The following is a 16,377-nucleotide window of genomic DNA, read 5'->3' as shown; positions in this document are numbered from 1 at the left end:
AAATGGCAGAATTGAATGGCGCTCTGATCGGCTGCGGTTTCTTCGCAATCAATCAGATGCATGCATGGAAAGACGTTTCGGGTGCCAAGATCGAGGCAATCTGCGACCGCGACCCGGAGCGGTTGAAGATTGTCGGCGACCAGTTTGGCATCGAGCGCCGCTACACGGATGCTAAGGCGCTATTTGCGGACGGCGGCATCGATTTTGTCGATATCGCCACCACCGTTGCAAGCCACCGCGCGCTGGTGGAACTTGCTGCCGCCCATAAGGTGCCGGCAATCTGCCAGAAACCTTTTGCGAAGACGCTCGACGATGCAAAGGCGATGGTGAAGGTCTGCGATGAGGTAGGCATTCCTCTCATGGTGCATGAAAACTTCCGCTGGCAGACGCCTATCCAGGCCGTGCGCACAGCGCTCGACAGCGGCGTCATCGGCGCGTCGTTCTGGGGTCGCTTTTCATTCCGCTCCGGCTTTGATGTTTTCTCCGGCCAGCCTTATCTTGCAGAAGGCGAGCGCTTCATCATCGAAGACCTTGGCATTCATACGCTGGATATTGCACGTTTTATTCTGGGTGACGTGACAAGCCTTGTCGCACGCACCAAGCGTGTCAACCCGAAGATCAAGGGCGAAGATGTGGCAACCATTCTCATGGACCATGAAAATGGAGCTACTTCCGTTGTCGATGTGAGCTATGCCACGAAGCACGAAACCGACCCTTTCCCGGAAACGCTGATCGAACTGGACGGCACGGAAGGCTCGATCCGTCTTTATCAGGGCTATCGCCTTGAAGTGATTACGTCCGGGGGTACGACAGTTTCCGACGTTTCGCCAAAACTGCTCTCCTGGGCCTCGCGTCCGTGGCACAATATTCAGGAAAGCGTTTTTGCCATTCAGCAGCATTGGGTGGATAAACTCGCTTCCGGTGCAGAAACCTCGACATCGGGCGCAGACAATCTCAAGACCTTTGCGCTTGTCGAGGCTGCCTATGACAGTGCAGCAAGCGGCAATCGCATCGACATCAAGGCATTGCTGAAATGAGCAAAGTCGATCCATTCCTGCTCTATGGCACGCGCGAAGCAGAAGCCACGGCAACGCATCTGAAAGCAGGGCTTCTTGCCGTCGATCTCAGCGACGGCAATCTTCGCACCATCACCTATGACGGCGTCGAGGTTCTGCGCGCCATCTCCTACCTGGTAAGGGATCGCGATTGGGGAACCTATAATCCGGAAATCCATGATCTGAATGTTGAGCAAAACGACAGCGGTTTCATCGTCACCTATCAGGCACGTTGCGAAAGCCCGGATGCAACGCGACTCACCATTGATGTCCGCATTCAGGCCGAGCGTGACGGCGCACTCACTTTCGACGCCGTGGCCAATACCGCGACCGGCTTTGAAACCAACCGTTGCGGCTTCTGCATTCTGCATCCGGTCATCGGCGTGGCCGGTTCGCCCGTGACTGTAGAGCATGTCGATGGCGTGTTCAACAAAACCCGCCTCCCCGACCTGATCGAGCCGTGGCAGCCCTTCAAGGACATGCGTGCAATCACCCACGAGGCTATCCCCGGCCTCATGGTCGAATGTCGCATGGAAGGCGATACGTTCGAGATGGAAGACCAGCGCAACTGGTCAGATGCATCCTACAAGACCTATGTACGTCCGCTGGCTCTGCCATGGCCCTACCGGATCGAAGCTTTGAAGCCCCAGCATCAGCGCATTGTGCTCAACATTGCTGACACGCTCCCAGCAACATCCAAAGTGGCCCAACATGCTGAACCGGTGAAAATCACTTTCGGAGACACGGGCGGCGTCATGCCCAATATCGGCATCATCATCACGCCGGAAGAAGCCAAGGCCAGTTCAGCTGCAACAGAGTTGCTTCGGGAACTTGCCCCGCAGGACCTTCTGTTTCATTACGATCCGTTGGCGGGACATGAAGGTTCAGTCTTTGCAGATTTCGCAGCATTAGGCGGGAGCCACAAGGGACGCGTCGCGCTTGAAATTGCGTTGCCGTGCAAAACCAACCTTATCGACGAGACGACTGCAATCGCGTCCGATATGAAAGCAGCGGGCTTCACCCCGGATGCAATCATCGTTTCGCCTGCCATAGACCGGCAATCGACGCCACCCGGCAGCGAATGGCCACCCTGCCCGCCGCTTGAGGAGGTTTATGCCGCAGCAAGAGCGGCCTTCCCGAATGTGCGTCTCGGCGGCGGAATGCTAAGCTATTTCACCGAGCTCAATCGCAAGCGTGTTCCGGGTGAGCTTGTTGATTTTGTCAGCCACTGTACCAATCCGATTGTCCACGCTGCCGACGACCTCAGCGTCATGCAGACGCTGGAGGCGCTGCCGTTCATTACCCGTTCTGTACGCGCGATCTATGGCGACAAACCCTATCGCATCGGGCCGTCCACCATTCCCATGCGCCAGAATCCCTATGGCAGCCGCACAATGGAAAACCCGCATGGCAGACGCATAGCCATGGCCAACCGCGACCCGCGTCATAATGGAAAATTCGGTGAAAGCTTCGCGATGGCCTACGCCATATCGGTGCTGAATGCAGGCCTCGACAGCCTGACGCTTTCGGCTGTCACAGGCTCGTTCGGGCTTATTGCCGGGGAAAACGAGCCAAGGCCCGCAGGGGAGAAACGCCCGCTCTTCAATACGATAAGAACCTTGTCCGCGCTGGCAGGAAAGAGATGGCAGCAGCTTGTTTCGTCCCGGCCCGGCCACGTTCTGGCTTTTGCGACAGAACAAGAATTCTGGCTGGTGAACATCACTTCACAACATGAGGCCGTCAGCATAGCTCAGTCTGGCGAGGTTACTCTTGAGCCCTATGCGGTCGAAAGTTTGAGACGCTCCTGTCTTTAGCGTGCGGCTGTTTTTATCCCCGACGGCATGAGCTGGAACCGACAAATCCGGATCAATCCGCTAGCCCGACGCTGCAGGCATGTACTGATGGCCGATCCCGATATACGTATCGGGATCGTGGTCTTCGCTACGATTTAACGCCCGCTCTCCACAAGCGGTGCCTTTCTTTAATTTGCAGCGTGCTCGGGCACTTTGTTTTGCAGGATAGCCAGATCGGTGACAATCGCGGCGGCTTCGTTCTGCAGAACATCCGTCGCGTTCTTGCGGCTCTTCTCGATTGCAAGGTCGGCACTCAGGCTTCGCTCGTTCGACTGCAGGCCGTCGTCAATCTGCGCATCAATGCCATCATTGGATTTTCCGCGCGCCTTGGCTCGATTTTCCTGCGCGGTCATCTCATTGCGACGCACCGTTTCATTGAGCGAGATGACCTTTTTCTCGCGCTGCGCCTTAAGCGTCGCTACATCTTCCACAAAGTCCTGGAACTCGCGGGATTTCTGCACGCGCTCGTCGTGCAGATTTTGCAGCTTTGGCAGCAACGCTTTTATGTCATCAGAGGCTTTGTATTTCGCCGCTGAAACCTGAGACCACGGCAAAGCATTGTCGAAGCTCGATTCACCGACAAGCTTCAGATCGAAGAGGCCCGGCAGGCTGATATCGGGCGTCACGCCGCGCAACTGCGTCGTTCCACCGTCGACACGGAAGAACTGGGCGACCGTAAATTTAAGCTCGCCATATTCAGGTTTGGGATTGTTGGCCACTTCATCGAGGTCGACCACGGTCTGCACGGTTCCCTTACCGAAACTTGGCTCGCCTATGACCACGCCCCGGCCGTAATCCTGAATTGCCGCCGCGAAAATTTCCGAGGCGGAAGCAGAGCCGCGATTGATGAGCACGCCCAACGGCCCCTTCCAGGCTGGCGTCGGAAGATTATCGCTTTCAACCTTGACTTCGCCGTTTGCATTGCGTTGCTGGACCACTGGCCCCTTGCCGACGAACAGACCTGTCAGATCAATCGCCTCGCTCAGCGAACCGCCGCCATTGTTGCGCAGATCGACCAGAACGCCGTCAACCTTATCCTGCTTCAACTCGGCGATCAGCTTGGCGACATCGCGGCTGGCGCTTTTGTAGTTCTTGTCGCCCTTCCGCCGCGCTTGAATATCTTCGTAGAATGCCGGGAGCGTAATCACCCCGATCTTGCGGGTAACGTCTCCGTCCTTTACGGGAAGGATCGTCTTCTTGGCGGCCTGTTTGTCGAGACTGATCTTGTCACGAACCAGCGTGATGACATGATGCTTGCCATCGGCGCCGGCATCTGCCGGCAGGATATCGAGGCGCACGACCGACCCCTTGTCGCCGCGGATCATCTGCACAACTTCGTCGAGACGCATTCCGATTACTTCTTTGATCGGACCGTCTTTGCCCTGACCGACGCCGATTATACGGTCGCCCACGGCAAGCTTGCCCGACGACTGCGCCGGGCCGCCCGCAACAAGCTCGCGGATCGTCGTATAGTCGTCTCTTTCCTGAAGCACCGCACCGATGCCAACCAGCGACAACTTCATGGAAATATCAAATTCGGCCGAAGCCTTGACGCCGAAATAATCGGTGTGCGGATCAACCGATGTTGTATAGGCAGCCATGAATGACTGAAAGGCATCGTCGCTCTTGTATTTATACGTGCGCTCGATGGAGTTCTCGTAACGCTTGTCGAGCGTCTTGCGAATAGTTGCATCATCCTTGCCGACGAGCTTCAGACGCAGCCAGTCGTTCTTGACGCGCTTGCGCCATAGATCGTCGCTTTCCGCGTTCGAACGCGGCCAGGGTTCCTTGTCGCGCACGATGGAGAATTCTTCCTGCTTGCTGAAATCGAAATTCTGCTTGAGCAGGCCACGCGCAAACGTCATGCGCTCGATGATGCGCATCTGATAGACGTTGAAAATGGAAAAGGGGATGGTCAGGTCCTGGCGGTCGATGGCGTCATCGATTTCCTTGCTGCCGGTCAGGAACTTGTCGACATCCGCCTGCAGAAAGATGAGCCTGTCCGGGTCCAGTGAATCGATGAACCGGTTCATGATCCGGACCGACAAGGCGTCATCCAGCGGGATGGGCCGATAATGGAAACGCGTGAGAAATTCTGCCGTGAGATGAGCGGCTTGAACCTGCTCCGGCGATGGCTTCAGAATGGCCGGCGAACCGACTTCGAGAGCCTGCGCGGGCAAAATACCTGCCAGGAAGAGACAAACCAGGCCAATCTTGATGCGTTTCAAGTTATGTTCCATTCTTGACGCTGAGCGTTTAATTCCAACTCTTGTTGGCTAATTATGGTTTTTTGGCAACCGTCTATCCCAATTAGCGCATTTCCGGTTCTCATTCATAGGAAAAGCGCGTCCCAGCGGGTAGCGGATTTCAAATGACCCCGATCCCGAACAGGTGGGCAGGCAAACAAAAACCGCCAGCTATTTATTCTGGATCTTTGTGACTGGCTTATCCGCCAAAGCCCGCTTCACTGCCGCGCGTGCAGATGCCAGATCGGGCATCACCCAGTTGGGCTCACCGCCCAGAAACTTGTCGAGAAATGCGATCGCGTAACCAGGCATTTCGACAATGTTTTCCTTGTAGGACCACCAGGTGCGCAATTCATCAGCACATTGGTCTATATTCGGAACGGTGCCGAACTCCTGTTCCTGCACTGCAGCAATCGCGCAGATACAGTAGTTGGTGTAGAGGAATCCCTCGGGCCAAAACCTGACGATCTCATACAGCCGCCCCGCATCGCCGTCAGCCTGAATTGGCGGTGAAATAACTTTCGCCGGAGACAGCCGGATCAGTTCGCGCAACACCAGCCCGGCTGCAAAGGTGATGAAATCCTTGCGGTCCACCTTGGCGAAACGCTTGTTCTGGTCCACCAGCTCCACCCAGTTCAGAAACGCCTCGGTGAGTTTCTTTTCATCAATGTCGTATTCAACACCGTAGAGCTCATGCAGCAGGCTTGCATGCTTGCGGAACGTCGCCCTGAACCAGCGCAACTGGCGCAGTCGATGACGCAAATCAGGCATCGATGCCATTTGTTCCCTGAGCAGCAAATCCATGACGCGAGCGGCCTCCTGTTTCCAAGCGACATTATGCGAAGTCGATTGAAATGTCAGTCTTCATTCGTCTTTCCTTTGCGATAAAATTATACATATTGACATTCACGAAGACAAATGTTCTCTATTTCATGAAAGGCGAACGTGGAAAATAGCCGTTTGCCCTTCGTGGGAGGAGAATAAAATGGCTATCTGGCAATGGGCTTTGCTGGCCCTCGCATTGCTGTGGGGCTTCCAGTCGCTGGGCGTCTGGTTCCAGATGCGCCACTATTCCGATGTGATGAAGGGCATCACTTCGAAATATTCCGACGGTTTTGTTGGCGCGGGTCACATACGAGGGCGTTTCGGCAAGGGTGTCATCGTGTTGATCGTCGTGGATCGCGACCTCGTGGTGCGTCGCTTCCTCCAGATGAGCGGACGAACCGTCTTTGCAAAGTTCATCCGCCGTGAAGGTTTTGAGGGAATGCGCCTTGGCGAATTGCCGGACAATCCCGCGTTTGGAGAAGGAACGTCTGAAGTGGTGGCTGCCGCCAGACAGGCGATAGAACAGATCGGTCGCATAAGAGACCAGTCCGATGGGATCGAACTCGAAGGTCTGAAGGCAGTGGGAGCATAGGAGTTGCTTGCCTGAAACAAGCAATCGAGGAGGAGCAATGTCGATAGTGACGATGTTGGCGCAACATGCCGACGCAACGATTCAATCCATACATATGGCTGGCAGCATGATTTCCGATGCGGCGCTGCATGGCAAACAGGCCGCAGAGCACGCGGGAAATGATCTTCTGCAGCTTGCGCAAGCAACGGCCCCCGCGCCGGGTGATGCGGGCGGCAGCGGAATTACCGTCGATCAGTTCAAGGAACGACTTCAGAACGTCCAGCAGGAAGAGCAGCTCGGCTGGCTTGCCTCGATCGGCAAGCACTTCATCGGCGTATTCCAGAAAGGCGGCGAGGTTTTCTCGGGGTTTGTTACAGGCATTATCCCGACGCTCGTCGTGCTGATGACCGCTTTTTATGCCGTAACGGAACTGGTCGGCGAAAAGCGCGTCCATGGTATCGCGCGTAGCGCCGGGCGCATTGCGCTGACCCGCTACACGGTACTGCCGGTTCTGTCGGTGTTCTTTCTGACCAACCCGATGGCTTACACGTTCGGCTCATTCCTGGACGAGAAATACAAGCCCGCTTTCTATGATGCGGCCGTGTCCTACGTCCATCCGCCGCTCGGTCTCTTCCCGCACATCAATCCCGGCGAATATTTTGTCTGGGGCGGCGTGCTGGTAGCCCTTCTCGAGCTCGAGAAGAAGGGCGCGGTTCCAACCGGCTATCATATCAATGTCGCCATCTGGTACGCCATCGTGGGTCTCGTGGTGATCCTTCTCAAAGGCATGCTTACAGAACGCATCACCGCCATCATGGCGCGGCGTCAGGGCATTGAGCTTTAAGCCGGAACCGGGGGAGAAAAACATGGTCAAGACCTATAAGGCAGTCAAGATTTCACGCGGCTCGAATGGCTGGGGCGGCCCGCTTGTCATTCAGCCGACCGACCAGCGCAACAAGGTGGTTTCGGTCACCGGCGGCGGCATCCATCCGCTTGCGCGCCAGATCGCCGAGCTGACCGGCGCGGAGGCGGTTGATGGTTTTCGCTCACCACCAATCGAAAGCGAAATGGCAGTAGTGGTTGTCGATTGCGGCGGCACAGCCCGCTGCGGCGTTTATCCGCGCAAGCGCATCCCGACCGTAAACATCACTCCGGTCGGGCAGGCAGGTCCGCTGGCACAATTCATCACTGAAGATATCTACGTTTCTGGCGTAAAACCGGAAAACATCGTTCCCGCTGACGGTTCAGCCGCCGCAGCTCCGGCTGCTGCTGCCGTTGAAGAAGAAAAGCCTGCGCCAGTGGAACAGCCGAGCGAAGGCGGCCTTGTCGGGCTTATCAGCAGCATCGGCCGCGTCATGGGGCGCGTCGTTGGTATCTTCTTCCAGGCCGGACGCCGCACGATCGATCAGGTTATCCGCAACGTACTGCCGTTCATGGCATTTGTGACAATGCTGATCGGCCTGATCCTCTATACCGGGATTGGCGATATTCTCGCCCAGCCGCTCGGACCATTGGCCAATAACATTGTTGGTTTGCTTGTGCTTTCCGCAATTTGCGGGCTGCCGTTCCTGTCGCCAATTCTGGGGCCGGGTGCGGTTATCGCGCAGGTCGTCGGCGTGGCGATCATCGGCCCGCAGATCGCAAACGGCACAATTGCCCCGGCAATGGCCCTGCCCGCCTTGTTTGCCTATAACACGCAGGTCGGTTGCGACTTCGTGCCGGTCGGCCTGGCGCTCGGAGAAGCCAAGCCGAAGACCATCGAAATCGGCGTGCCAGCGGTTCTGATCAGCCGTCAGATCATGGGCCCGCTTTCGGTTTTGATCGCATGGCTGGTCAGCCTCGCGGTGCTTTGAGCTTTCAGCCCGCCGCAGCAAAGGCGGCGGCGGGCAACCTCCCAAACACGTGCAGTAACGATGTTTTCCGATCGATTTCGCCGAGCATCGAATACCATAGAAAGAAAGGACCGCCTCTATGTCGATACACCTGAAAACGCGGATCACCGCAATCGGCCCGGAAGTTGCGGACCTCGCTGAAGGCGGCGTTCTGATCCTGTTTGCTGACGGTTCTCCCCCGGAACTGGCCGAAGTATCTGTCCTCCACGTGGTGGAGGAAGGCCCCGAGGCTTCGGCTCCTGCCGTCGGAACGAAGATCGCAATCGGTGCACTCAAGGCCGAAATCACCGCCGTTGGCGAAAGCGCCTGGCAGAAGGTGCGCGAAATCGGGCATGTCGTCATTTCATTCACCGGTGCAGATTCGACAGATCGCCCCGGCGAAATCTGCGCCAGTGAAATAGCAGGCGAAGAGCTTGTCGCTGCTCTCAAGGAGGGGCAGATTATCACCATTGGCGGCTGAAACTGCCCATCCCTGGATTTGGAATTGCGTGTTAAAACAGACGATTGGAACCCATTTTCAACAATCATTGCGTTGAAATGTTTCAGACGTCGATTTGAGGCTTACATAGATGGAACGCTCGACTATCGTCCGGGTGCGTGAGGGGCTGCATGCGCGCCCTGCGACCCGCTTCGTTAAACTGGCCAAGGGTTTTGAGAGTGATATTGAAATCGCCAAGGCCGGAAAAAGCGTAAGCGCCAAAAGCTCTGTCAAGCTGATGCTGCTTGGCGTGAAGGAGCTTGACGAAGTCACCGTTCGTGCCGATGGAGCAGACGCGATTGAAGCCATTGAAGCGCTGATCGGCTATCTGGAAAACCCGCAGGCGGGCCTGGAAGAGGTCGCCGCGCCAGCTGCACCCGATGCTCCGGCTGCACCTCAAGCCGCAACCATGCCGCAAGTGGCGATCACGCCCAAACTCCCCGCAGGCCAGATCAAGGGAGTTGGCGCAAGCGAAGGCATTTCATTGGGTGCGGCTTTTCCATTTTTCCCCGAAGAAATCAAACCTTCGGGCCGTAAACTCGCATCCGATGAAATAGAGACCGAGATCGCTCGCTTCAGGTCGGCTATCACCACCGTACAGCAACGCATGGATGCCTCCCTTTCCGGCGGCAATCTTGCAGATGCAGACAGAGGCATTATTGCAGCACTGAAGGATATTGCCGCGGATGACAGCCTGATCGATGAAGCGATCGGGCTTATTCGAGGCGGTCTCGACGCAATCTCGGCGATGCTCGCCGCGGCTGCAACCCTGGCCGGGCAATTTGCAGCACTGGATGATCCGTATCTCAACGCGCGCGCGGACGATGTGCACGCCGTCAGCCGCCAGATATGCCTTGCGCTTCTCGGCAAGGAAGACGTCAATCTGGAAGGCCTGCCGGAAGGATCGGTGCTCATCGCAGAAGACATCGGCGCCTGGGATCTCGCAAGAGCGCCGCTCAAGAAGATCAAAGGCGTCGTCTGCGGGCATGGCGGTGCGACCTCGCATGTGGCCATCATTGCGCGTACGCATGGCATTCCAGCAGTTCTTGGTCTGGGAAGCGCTGTGCAGCAACTACGAAATGCGAAAATCGTGGCAGTGGACGGAAGTTCGGGCATCGTTCATGCTGATCCGGACACAGCCGCCCGCAACGAAATCGAAGCGCGCATTTCCAGGGCCTTGCAGGAAAAGCAGGCACTTGATGCTTACCGCTCCGTCACGCCGCGCAGGGCCGACGGTACGATCATCGAAGTTGCAGCCAACATGGGTGCGCTGGAAGAGATCGAAGTCGCGCTTGAATCCGGTGCAATGGGGGTCGGGCTTTTCCGCACCGAACTTCTCTTCATGAAGCATATTCACCTGCCTTCAGAAGATATGCAGACCGAAACCTATTCCGCGCTGCTGAAAGCCTTTGCGCCGAACCCCGTCATCGTTCGCACACTGGATATCGGCGGCGACAAACCGATTGCCGGTATCGAATTTCCCGAAGAAGAAAACCCTTTCCTTGGCTGGCGCGGCATTCGCATGTGTCTGGACCGGGTGGACGTGTTCAAGCCGCAATTGCGAGCGCTTTTGCGTGCAGCGGTCAGCGGCAATCTCAAAGTCATGTTGCCCATGGTTTCGGATGTCGAAGAAATCCGCGCAACCAAACGCCTTATCGCCGAATGTATCGGCGAGCTTGAAAGCGAAGGCAAAGCCTTTGCCGGATTCGACCTTGGCGTGATGATCGAGACGCCCGCCGCTGTTTTCGCTGCGCGGGAACTTGCAAAAGAGGCGGCTTTTTTCTCCATCGGCACCAATGACCTGACGCAATATGTGATGGCTGCGGACCGGCTCAACCCGACCGTGGCGAAACTCAACGATGTTAGCCATCCGGCGGTGATGGCGGCAATCGAGATGACTGCTAAAGCCGGTACGGAAGCAGGTATCATGGTCTGCATGTGCGGGGAGGCGGCAGGAAGACCGGAACTCATCGGCGAGTTCCTGCGAATGGGACTGACCGAACTCAGCATGAGCCCGGCATCAATTCCCCGCGCGAAGAAGCTTATCCTGGATATGTTTCAGCCGTCTGCCCCGAGTCAGGGAAGATGAGCAATTAGCGTCTGGAACAATGTTTCGAGCTGCGCCTGATCGCGCTCTTCTGCTGCCTGCATGAGACGATCATGGCGCACATCCAGCGCCAGAATTGCGCTCTCCAAAGGATCGACGCCTGCCAGATCCGCCGCTTTTGCAGTCGCCAGACCACAGGCAAGCCCCACCGCTGCAAAACAGGTCGTTTCAAATTTGCGCAAGGCTTGGGGGTCGCGATGCCCTTCCATGGAGATGAACCGCACGGGTCTTTCGCCAAGCAGTTCCAGAAAAAGGGCTGTCACGGCCCTGGAGGTGGCAGCAATTTTCGTTTCGCCTGCTTCTGCGGAAAATACGCTTTTCAGCAAAGAGCCATGTTTCCGCATCATCCTTGCATGAACCGTTACGAATGCCGCTTCCTGGATAAGCACGTTCTGCAACTGATGGCGGCGCAACACTTCCTTGGTGAGATAATAAATATCCTTGCGGAAAGCGCGTGCCCCTTCCGTGCCGGCACCGAAATAGACCGACAAGCTTTTGACATGCGGCGCACTGTTATGGACCTTCGGGTCAGCCGAAATCAGCGAAATGGAAATCGTTTCGGCTGTCGTCAGAGCCTTGTCCACCATGCTTGCCGCATGTTCCAGCAACAGTTCAGGAGACGGGATGTTGCTGCGCCTTTCGGCCTCCGGCAAACCTTCGTGGCAATTGCGACGAATCATGTATCGAACGCCACGCAGGCGGTCCTTCAGATTGACTGCAATTTCTTCCGAAAGAGTGCGCAACATTGTCGATTTCCTTATGACAGCACCATCGCAACAGGATGGACCAGACACATGAATTATGGTTTGCCTTCACACGGAAAAGCAATAGTTTCGGTGTAAGAACAGCGCTTATATAATGCAGTATTACGCCATTAATTTGAGGGATAGTTTTGAAAAAGGCCGGCAGGAAGACACAGAAAAATCCGGAAACAGCGGACCTCATCATCGGATCGGAAGGTGTGGCTGCCGAAAACCGTACAAGCCGGCTGCGAACACGCGCTGCGTGGATGTATTATGTCGAACAAATGACCCAGAACGACATCGCGGAAGCGCTCGGCGTCGGGCGTGTCACAATCGTTCGCCTTCTTGCCGATGCCCGCGCTCGCAATGAAGTTAAGATTACCATCGAAGGCAAGCTGGCAAGTCTGACATCCCTCGAAGTCGAACTTGAGAAAACCTTCGGACTGGACCGCGCCATCGTCGCCCCCCTCTCTTCACCCGACATCGATCCTATCCCGCCAATCAGTGCCGCCACGGGCGCCTATCTTTCCGAAAAGGTGCAGCACGGCATGACGATCGGGGTGGGCTGGGGACGTACCCTTTCCAGCACCCTGCAACATATCGGGGCGCGCCCGCTCAACGATCTGAAAGTCATTTCCCTGCTCGGCGGCATCGTACAGCCGCGCCGTTCAAATCCGCCGGAATTCGCTTGGCAGTTTGCGCAGATTTTTCAGGGCGAAGGCTACCTGATCCCCGCCCCGGCTCTGGTCGACAGCAAGGAAACCCGCATTGCCCTCATCGAGCGCTGCGGGCTGAACACCGTGCTCGACATGGCCGAAGAACTCGACATGGTCCTGCTCAGCGTCGGCGATATTCAGACCGCCAGCAGCACGTCCTATCGTGTGGGCCTGATCGATGAGGCGCAGAAACTGTCCCTCATCGAAAACGGCGCCGTTGGCGACGTGCTGTTCCATTTCTATGACAAGGACGGCAAGATCGTCGATGATCCGGTCCATGATCGTGTCATGTCGGCGAAGATCGAAAGTCTACAAAAGACGCCGCAGCGTATCCTCACGTCAGGCGGAAAAGAGAAGATTGCAGCCCTGCTTGGCGCGATAAAGCTTCTGAAGCCGACCGTTCTCATCACCGATGAAGAAAGTGCGGCGCAGATGCTCCGTGAAATGGCGCAACCGGAATGAAAGACAGCACATCGCTGCAACGCGATGTGCCGTTCTTGATTACATTGCTTCGGCAGCGGCTGCGCACTCCTTCAGGATTTGCAGCACGGCAGTCCGCTCCTCGATCTGTGGCATATGTCCGCAACCGGCGAAGATGTGGACGCCAACTTTGCCCGGCAGACCATGCGCGTGAACCACGGGGATAACCCGGTCTTCCGCTCCGAAGATAAGCCGCACCGGCATCGCAAGAGCTGCAATGCTTGAGCGAATCTCAAAGGTTTGGGTGCCATCTGCGAAGAACCGGGCGCCAATCGCTTCCTGCGTATTGCGCAGTTCTGTATCGGCAGCCTGCGTAACTGTTGCATTAATGAACGGCTTGGTCAGACGGGTCTCGTCGGCGACGAGCAGTTTCAGCCAGGGAACGATGCTGGCTTCGCTTTTCGCGCCGACAAGCCCCTTGATGAAGGCGCCGTTGATCTGGGGTCCCAAGCCGCCCGATGAAATCAGCAGCAAAGAGCGCACATCGATGAGCCCCCGCGCCGCGACGACACTCGCCACAGCGCCACCAAGCGAATGCCCGACCAAAAGGCACGAGCTAACACCCAGGGATCCGAGCGTCGCTTCAACCCCGGCAGCAATATCATCGATATTTTCGGGGACGATGCGGGGCGAATTGCCATGTCCGGGAAGATCAAGCGCCAGGATCGGACGGCCCAGCGATGCGCCGGCAAACAATCCGCGCCAGGAATTGAGATCGGCTGCAAAGCCATGGAGCAGAACCACCGGCAGACGCCCTGCTTCCCCCTCACGCAACCAGATTGCATTGAGCTGGCCGAGTGGGGTCGGTTCGGCATTTTTGCTTGCAAACGATTTGGCCGGTATCGCAAGGTTCGCAACGCCGATATCGCCTTCGACGTCCTTCTTCTGCACGCGGCCCTTCGGACCCGATCCCTGAACGGTAGCCAAGTCGATGCCTGCATCACGCGCAAGCCGCCGGGCGAGCGGTGTCGCCCGGACCTTGTCCGCTGAATCCCGTTCGTCGTCTTGGGAGGACTTGGGATCATGCTGTTTCGGCGTTGCTGTTTCGATTGCCCTATCGACGGGCGCAGCAGCAATCGGCTCTTGGGCAACCGCTGCGGGCTTGCCGCTGCGCTCTTCGCCTTCTTCATAAATCCAGGCGACAGCCTGGCCGACAGGCACAACGGCCCCTTCCGCCGCGCTGATGTCCGCGATGACGCCCGAAGCAGGCGCCTCGACTTCCATCGCAGCCTTGTCGGTCTCGATTTCAAAGAGAAGCTGGCCTTTCGTGACCATATCGCCATCCTTGGCGTACCATCGCGAAATCTGGCCCGTTTCCATATCCATATCGACCTTGGGGAGAATGACTTCCACGGCCATGGTCAGCGCACTCCCTTAACCAGATCGCGAGCGCTTCTCAAAATGTCGGGCACCTGTGGAACGGTCGCGCGCTCGAGGTCGGGATTATAAGGAATTGGAGTTTCGGCACCGCCAAGGCGCACGATTGGTGCATCGAGATAGTCGAAAGCATCGCTTTCCGCGACGATTGCGGAGATTTCAGCACCGATGCCAAGCGTCTTCACCGCTTCATAAACGCAGAGCAGCCTGGACGTCTTCTTGACGCTTTTGATGATGGTTTCGCGATCGATCGGACGTACCGTGCGCAGGTCGATCACTTCAACGTCGATCCCTTCCCGCGCAAGTTCGCCAGCCGCATCGAGCGCCTTGTGCACCATGATGGCGGTTGCAACAATAGTCAGGTCGCGACCTTCGCGCACCACTTCCGCCTTGCCGATAGGAACCGTGTAGAAGCCTTCGGGAACAGGGCCTTTCATCTTGTAAAGCAGCTTGTGCTCAAAGATCATCACAGGGTCTGGATCTTCGACGGCCGCCAGCAACATGCCTTTGGCGTCATGCGGGGTGGAAGGCTGGAGGACCTTCAGGCCCGGAACATGCCCCAGCCATGCCTCGAGGCTCTGGCTATGCTGCGCCGCAGCGCCCGTTCCAGAGCCTGCCGGAAAGCGCATGACCAGCGGAACGGACACAGCACCGCCAAGCATGTAGCGGATTTTTGCCGCCTGATTGACGATCTGCTCCATACCGAGGGCAGCAAAATCGGAAAACTGGAACTCAAAGATCGGACGCATGCCGGTCAATGCTGCACCAACCGCTACGCCAGCGCCCCCCAGTTCCGAAATCGGCGTATCCATAACGCGGTCTTCACCGAAGCGATGGACAAGATCACCGGTCACCTGAAATGCGCCGCCATACACGCCAATGTCTTCGCCCATCAGAAACACGCGATCATCGCGCTCCATGGCAATCGCCATGGCTTCCTGAATGGCTTGCGAATAGCTCAACTCACGGATTGTCGTGTCCATGTTCAAATATCGTCCGTGTAAACGTCGCGGGTCAGATTGGTAAGATCGGGCGCAGGGCTGTTCTTGGCGAATTCAATCGCCTCGGCGATTTCCTTCTCGACCTCGGCGCGGATTGCCTCGATCTCGGCGTCGTTGATGAAACCATAGGCTTTCAGATCAGCCTCGAAATGCGCGATTGGATCGCGATCATTCTGCCAATGCTCGATTTCTTCCTTGGTACGATACCGGTTGCGGTCGCTCTTGGAATGACCTCTGATACGGTAAGTCTTGTTTTCGATCAGCGTTGGCCCATCCCCGCGCCGTGCGCGCTCGGTGGCCTCGCTGACGGCTTCCGCCACTTCGGACAGATTATTGCCATCCACGATCACGCCCGGCATGTTGTAGGCCGATGCGCGGTCGGCGACATTCGCAACCGCCGTCGATCGCCGGGTGGAGGTGGACATGCCGTAACCGTTGTTTTCACAGACGAAAACGACCGGGAGCTTCCACACCGAAGCCATATTGAGAGCTTCGTGGAAGGCACCTTCATTGTTCGCGCCATCACCGAAGAACGACACGACAACTTTGCCGTTTTTCTGTTTCTTGGCGGAAAGCGCAGCACCTACCGCAATCGGAATACCGCCGCCCACAATACCGTTTGCGCCAAGATTGCCCTTGGAAACATCGGCGATGTGCATGGAGCCGCCACGGCCCTTGCAATAGCCGGTTTCCTTGCCGAAAAACTCGGCAAACATGCGCTTCACGTCCGCGCCCTTGGCGATGCAGTGGCCGTGACCGCGATGCGTGGATGTGATCATGTCGTCGTCATTCAGCGGCAGGCACGAACCCATGGCACTGGCTTCCTGCCCGATGGAAAGATGCATCGTTCCGTGAATGAGGCCGCGCGTGTAGCTTTCCTCCGCCCCCTCTTCAAAGCGCCTGATGAGATACATCTTGTGCAGCGCTTCTTTCAGTTGATCCGGCGAATAGGTGCGGAAGGCATAGGGCAAGTTGTGACGGTCGCCCGTATCCTGCGGTTCGACTTTTTTGGCTTGAACCATGATGTTTGTCC

At 56.9% G+C, this 16,377-nt stretch carries 14 protein-coding genes; 8 read left to right on the top strand and 6 right to left on the bottom strand.

The genetic code is table 11. The annotated features are described in order from the left end of the window. The first annotated feature begins 2 nt into the window (after positions 1-2). Positions 3-1,037: a Gfo/Idh/MocA family protein gene (locus ACOWVS_RS17725; RefSeq protein ID WP_006470102.1), complete on the top strand. Its 1,035-nt coding sequence runs from the start codon at positions 3-5 to the stop codon at positions 1,035-1,037. Further along, the gene (apnL, locus tag ACOWVS_RS17720) at positions 1,034-2,869 is read left to right on the top strand and encodes a D-apionate lactonase (RefSeq protein WP_075042210.1); all 1,836 of its coding nucleotides are present in this window, start codon (positions 1,034-1,036) and stop codon (positions 2,867-2,869) included. The genes ACOWVS_RS17725 and apnL overlap by 4 nt, the downstream gene beginning before the upstream one ends. Before the next feature lie 167 nt (positions 2,870-3,036). Here apnL and ACOWVS_RS17715 read toward each other — a convergent pair whose 3' ends face one another. Together ACOWVS_RS17715 and ACOWVS_RS17710 are read right to left on the bottom strand one after the other, a co-directional pair. After that, the gene (locus tag ACOWVS_RS17715) at positions 3,037-5,148 is read right to left on the bottom strand and encodes a carboxy terminal-processing peptidase (RefSeq protein WP_006470100.1); all 2,112 of its coding nucleotides are present in this window, start codon (positions 5,146-5,148) and stop codon (positions 3,037-3,039) included. A 177-nt stretch (positions 5,149-5,325) separates the two neighbouring features. Then, positions 5,326-5,958, bottom strand: coding sequence for a hypothetical protein (locus tag ACOWVS_RS17710; RefSeq protein ID WP_006470099.1), 633 nt, complete (start codon positions 5,956-5,958; stop codon positions 5,326-5,328). Positions 5,959-6,139: 181 nt separating this feature from the next. On the opposite strand from ACOWVS_RS17710, the gene ACOWVS_RS17705 reads away from it, so the two are divergent. The 5 genes from ACOWVS_RS17705 (at position 6,140) to ptsP (ending at position 11,009) form a co-directional block, all read left to right on the top strand. Further along, a complete protein-coding gene (locus ACOWVS_RS17705; RefSeq protein ID WP_006470098.1) occupies positions 6,140-6,571 on the top strand; it encodes a transcriptional regulator GutM in 432 nt (143 codons plus the stop codon). A 37-nt stretch (positions 6,572-6,608) separates the two neighbouring features. Then, entirely contained in the window at positions 6,609-7,394 is a 786-nt protein-coding gene (gene srlA, locus ACOWVS_RS17700) for a PTS glucitol/sorbitol transporter subunit IIC (RefSeq protein WP_025091134.1), read from the top strand. A 22-nt stretch (positions 7,395-7,416) separates the two neighbouring features. After that, positions 7,417-8,403, top strand: a complete 987-nt coding sequence (gene srlE, locus ACOWVS_RS17695; RefSeq protein WP_006471858.1) for a PTS glucitol/sorbitol transporter subunit IIB — start codon at positions 7,417-7,419, stop codon at positions 8,401-8,403. Between the two features lie 118 nt (positions 8,404-8,521). Further along, entirely contained in the window at positions 8,522-8,902 is a 381-nt protein-coding gene (locus tag ACOWVS_RS17690) for a PTS glucitol/sorbitol transporter subunit IIA (protein WP_006470095.1), read from the top strand. Positions 8,903-9,011: 109 nt separating this feature from the next. Further along, entirely contained in the window at positions 9,012-11,009 is a 1,998-nt protein-coding gene (gene ptsP / locus ACOWVS_RS17685) for a phosphoenolpyruvate--protein phosphotransferase (RefSeq protein WP_006470094.1), read from the top strand. Here ptsP and ACOWVS_RS17680 read toward each other — a convergent pair. After that, complete coding sequence (locus ACOWVS_RS17680; RefSeq protein ID WP_006471857.1) at positions 10,997-11,773, bottom strand: hypothetical protein; 777 nt, start codon at positions 11,771-11,773, stop codon at positions 10,997-10,999. The two genes, ptsP and ACOWVS_RS17680, sit on opposite strands and share 13 nt — an antisense overlap. Positions 11,774-11,919: 146 nt before the next feature. On the opposite strand from ACOWVS_RS17680, the gene ACOWVS_RS17675 reads away from it, so the two are divergent. Beyond that, positions 11,920-12,948 carry a sugar-binding transcriptional regulator gene (locus tag ACOWVS_RS17675; RefSeq protein ID WP_006470092.1) on the top strand — a complete coding sequence of 343 codons (1,029 nt, stop codon included), beginning with the start codon at positions 11,920-11,922 and terminating at the stop codon, positions 12,946-12,948. A gap of 39 nt (positions 12,949-12,987) precedes the next feature. Here the strand turns inward: ACOWVS_RS17675 and ACOWVS_RS17670 are convergent, their stop codons facing one another. The 3 genes from ACOWVS_RS17670 to ACOWVS_RS17660 are packed head-to-tail and all read right to left on the bottom strand — an operon-like array spanning position 12,988 to position 16,366. After that, positions 12,988-14,325 carry an acetoin dehydrogenase dihydrolipoyllysine-residue acetyltransferase subunit gene (locus tag ACOWVS_RS17670; protein WP_006470091.1) on the bottom strand — a complete coding sequence of 446 codons (1,338 nt, stop codon included), beginning with the start codon at positions 14,323-14,325 and terminating at the stop codon, positions 12,988-12,990. A gap of 2 nt (positions 14,326-14,327) precedes the next feature. Beyond that, complete coding sequence (locus ACOWVS_RS17665) at positions 14,328-15,326, bottom strand: alpha-ketoacid dehydrogenase subunit beta (protein ID WP_025091127.1); 999 nt, start codon at positions 15,324-15,326, stop codon at positions 14,328-14,330. Between the two features lie 2 nt (positions 15,327-15,328). Continuing rightward, positions 15,329-16,366 (bottom strand): thiamine pyrophosphate-dependent dehydrogenase E1 component subunit alpha, encoded by a 1,038-nt coding sequence (locus tag ACOWVS_RS17660; protein WP_006470089.1) that lies wholly within the window; start codon positions 16,364-16,366, stop codon positions 15,329-15,331. Between the last annotated feature and the right edge of the window lie 11 nt (positions 16,367-16,377).

Origin of the sequence: Brucella sp. IR068, assembly GCF_049065885.1 — a bacterium.
Taxonomy (GTDB): Bacteria; Pseudomonadota; Alphaproteobacteria; order Rhizobiales; family Rhizobiaceae; genus Brucella; species Brucella intermedia.
This window is presented reverse-complemented; position numbering and strand designations above follow the sequence as displayed.

Coding starts and splice junctions, on each gene's coding strand:
- ACOWVS_RS17725 (WP_006470102.1), top strand. CDS start 3: ATGGCAGAATTGAATGGCGCTCTGATCGGCTGCGGTTTCTTCGCAATC.
- apnL (WP_075042210.1), top strand. CDS start 1,034: ATGAGCAAAGTCGATCCATTCCTGCTCTATGGCACGCGCGAAGCAGAA.
- ACOWVS_RS17715 (WP_006470100.1), bottom strand. CDS start 5,148: ATGGAACATAACTTGAAACGCATCAAGATTGGCCTGGTTTGTCTCTTC.
- ACOWVS_RS17710 (WP_006470099.1), bottom strand. CDS start 5,958: ATGGATTTGCTGCTCAGGGAACAAATGGCATCGATGCCTGATTTGCGT.
- ACOWVS_RS17705 (WP_006470098.1), top strand. CDS start 6,140: ATGGCTATCTGGCAATGGGCTTTGCTGGCCCTCGCATTGCTGTGGGGC.
- srlA (WP_025091134.1), top strand. CDS start 6,609: ATGTCGATAGTGACGATGTTGGCGCAACATGCCGACGCAACGATTCAA.
- srlE (WP_006471858.1), top strand. CDS start 7,417: ATGGTCAAGACCTATAAGGCAGTCAAGATTTCACGCGGCTCGAATGGC.
- ACOWVS_RS17690 (WP_006470095.1), top strand. CDS start 8,522: ATGTCGATACACCTGAAAACGCGGATCACCGCAATCGGCCCGGAAGTT.
- ptsP (WP_006470094.1), top strand. CDS start 9,012: ATGGAACGCTCGACTATCGTCCGGGTGCGTGAGGGGCTGCATGCGCGC.
- ACOWVS_RS17680 (WP_006471857.1), bottom strand. CDS start 11,773: ATGTTGCGCACTCTTTCGGAAGAAATTGCAGTCAATCTGAAGGACCGC.
- ACOWVS_RS17670 (WP_006470091.1), bottom strand. CDS start 14,325: ATGGCCGTGGAAGTCATTCTCCCCAAGGTCGATATGGATATGGAAACG.
- ACOWVS_RS17665 (WP_025091127.1), bottom strand. CDS start 15,326: ATGGACACGACAATCCGTGAGTTGAGCTATTCGCAAGCCATTCAGGAA.
- ACOWVS_RS17660 (WP_006470089.1), bottom strand. CDS start 16,366: ATGGTTCAAGCCAAAAAAGTCGAACCGCAGGATACGGGCGACCGTCAC.